At 30.4% G+C, this 3,210-nt stretch carries 1 protein-coding gene and 1 pseudogene; both read left to right on the top strand.

Annotated elements, in window-relative coordinates:
- Window positions 1–219 (top strand): hypothetical protein (locus ACEW7V_RS03100; protein ID WP_374695409.1); only part of this gene is annotated, 219 nt, incomplete at its 5' end.
- Window positions 220–1,808: 1,589 nt separating this feature from the next.
- Window positions 1,809–3,021 (top strand): annotated as a pseudogene (gene mnmA / locus ACEW7V_RS03095) (tRNA 2-thiouridine(34) synthase MnmA).
- Window positions 3,022–3,210: the final 189 nt, after the last annotated feature.

The raw sequence follows: 3,210 nt of genomic DNA, 5'->3' as shown, positions 1-3,210 counted from the left end.
AGCTGCTTCGTTCCAGTTACGTATTATTATCATTCAAAAGATAAAATATTAGGAATAACCCCTAAAAAAACTTATTCAATTATAAAGAATTTAGCGAAAAAAGATGGTTTCAATCAGGAAAAACCTGCGAATCCCAATACATCCAAATTTTGGGTCAAACAGTTCCTTTTGGAGATGTTTTATTTATTTAATTCCCAATTTGATCTTATTTTGGAGTGAAATTTGTCAAAGATTTATGGACTGTCTTTTCTCCTGGTGATCTACTTTCCTTAAACGGCGCTCATTTAATTTTACCCAATCACTTCTGCCTCAACCGATCACATAGGCAAACTTGATTTAAGAAAAAATGCCGTTCTTGATCATCGCGCAAACAAATTGGAGGCTATTTTTACACTAGTAGCGGAATTACTGAATCTACTGTTGATAATTTATTTTCTAATCACACCAAAATGGCTGCTTTGTTAGGCGAAATAATGGTCACTTGAAAAAGATTATTTCATCAAGATGTAAGTTTAGTAGTTGATGTTTGTGTTGATTTTAATTAAATTTCAAAGAAGAATTGATACTACTTATGAAAGACCAAAGAATAGGAAAACAACATATTTTTTTAAAAAGCTTATTTTGAACTCCAAGAAACGCCCCATTATCCCACACGCTGAAAAACCAATTCAATCAAACATATTTTTATTTCTCAATCAAAATGTTGCTTCTCGCATTTAAAAAATTGGCAAATGAAATCCAAGTATTAGCACTTAAAACTAAACAACTTAACAATTTAAACGCAAGTACTAATTGTAGAAATTACTGAAAATATTAATGATTTGTTAACTTTGGTAGTTGCTTTTCAGAAGCTTTTCCTTGTTGCAAAAACCGTTAGAAAGATTTCATTGTAAATCCTAAATCCACTTCTTTTTTCCAACCAAACTCATTATCAACTCCTCAAAGATTTTTTACAAACCAAAGGGTTGCCACATTTTGTGAAAGTAGTTTTTTAAAGAAAAAAGATTTGTTATTGCTTTTGGGACTTGACAAAAATGATGCCACAAAATGACACAAGCGCAACAAATGAAATAAATGAAGCAAACGAAACAGCTACTTTATTCAACGATATTAACAACATTTCTACTTTGTCAAAAAAATGAACTTGCTTCTTGTCCCAAAGACCACAAGATCAAGTTTTTAAAAAGGGTAACTTTCCAAACACAAAAGTTTTTTTTTTGTTGTTGAAAATAATAATTTTTCGGATATGGCTTTAGGAAAAAACAATCCTCGTAGTAATTATGACCACATTTATAATGCTTCAATGCTGGCGTTCCTAATGTTTTAGTCAAAGAATTATTACTTTATCATTTAGAAAAAAACTATTTACAAATTACACCTGCCTTAAAAAATTATATCAAAAATTAGTGCAAGAAAACATCAATCAAAAATTAATTATGGAAGATGCACATTCTTTGTTTGCCACATTAAAAAAGGTTTTACCAAAACCAAGAATTGCTTGGTTTTGCAAATTGCCTTTGATTTGAGTCAGAAAAAAGCAAATCAATTAGTTGTTTCATATCTGAAAAACTTTTTTATCAAAATCAATTTAAAAAAGACAAAATATGGCATAGGTCCTAAGTTTAGAAATAGTCTTTCGCCCAGAAACGAATTTTTGCTTCCTATTTATCTACAAGGAACAAAGAATAAAAAGCAATAAATCAAAGTTTAAAAATATAAAATCTCAAAGCATCAATAAGAAATATCCTTCGAAATAACAAATCAAAACACACACACACAGCAAATTAAAAGCAAAGAAAAGACGAAAAATGACAAAAATTGTTGTTAAGTTTTATCAGGCGGAGTTGACGAATTGCCGTTGCTACTTTCTTTTAAAAAACAAGGTTATTTGGTAGAAGCAGTTTTATGCGTAGTGGGATAACAGCTCTTAATTTTGATATCCAAGGTATTCACTTTTTAAATGACATATGCCTGCAAGAACTTAGATTATAAAGATGCTCTTAAAAGTGTCACAGAACAACAGGAATTCTAGGATTGCATCGTGAGCAGTTTTATTTGAAATATTGCAGCAAAGAATCTTTATGGTCTTTTATTAAATCCTTTGAAAATAATCTTACTCCGAATCCTGATATTTTTTGTAATAATGAAATTAAATTTAGAGCTTTTATTGAGTATGCAACAACAAAACTTGCTCCTCAATATATTGCTATGGGACATTATGCTAACATTATATATGAAACTTCTTCATACCAAAAAAATTAGTTCCACGACTTGCTTGTGCTGTTGACCAAAACAAAGATCAAACTTATTTTTTATCACAACTAACAACTAAACAATTACAAAATATTTTGTTTCCTTTGGGTAAATCTCTACGCTTTAAAACAAAGAAATTGCGCAAAATTGCTTTAGAAAATAATTTAATTAATGCCACTAAAAAAAGATTCCACAGGGATTTGTTTTATTGGTGAAAGAAATTTTTTCAATTTTTAAGCAACTATTTACCCACTCCAAAAAGGTGATATTAAAACTTTGGATGGGACTTTTTAGCACATCATAAAGGAGTAATGTATTATACCATAGGGCAACGTAAAAATTTAGGTTTGGGTGATGTTCCAGCCAAAAAACCTTGGTTTGTCGTTGGCAAACACCTTCCAACTAACACTTTATACGTAGAACAAGGTAGCACGCATCCTTATTTATACAGCACGACAAAGCCTTAATTGGTGATATTGTTTGGCGCGGCAAAAATACATTTGCACCTACAAGCCAAAAATGCGCTACCGCCAATCCAATCAAGACGTTATTTTAACTTGGCTAGACCAAAACAACTTAGAAATTCATTATCCTCAAAACAATTAAATCAGTAACTCCAGAATAAATATCAGCGCTTTTTATGATATTTCAATATTTGTTATTAGGGCAGGCGTTATTAAAGAAGTTTATTTTCAAGGCACAAAAAGACTAACATACCATAATTTGTGTACGTTTCTTTTTCTTTGCGTTTTTTTGCAAATCGCTTAAAAAAGAAGGTGATAAGATGATTTTAGATTCTGATTTAACTTTAGAAAAAGATACATTATATCAGATTTAATGGCTGTGATTTTCAAAAATATTCAGATGCCACCATTTTGCCAAAAAATTGCTCAAAACCTATCTTTTTGCCAAAGAAAAACATCGCAGGGCAACGTTTTACAGGAGAATTTAACAATG

Source organism: Areca yellow leaf disease phytoplasma, from assembly GCF_041920595.1.
The sequence above is the reverse complement of the archived record's forward strand: the minus strand, read 5'-3'. Positions and strand labels throughout refer to the sequence as shown.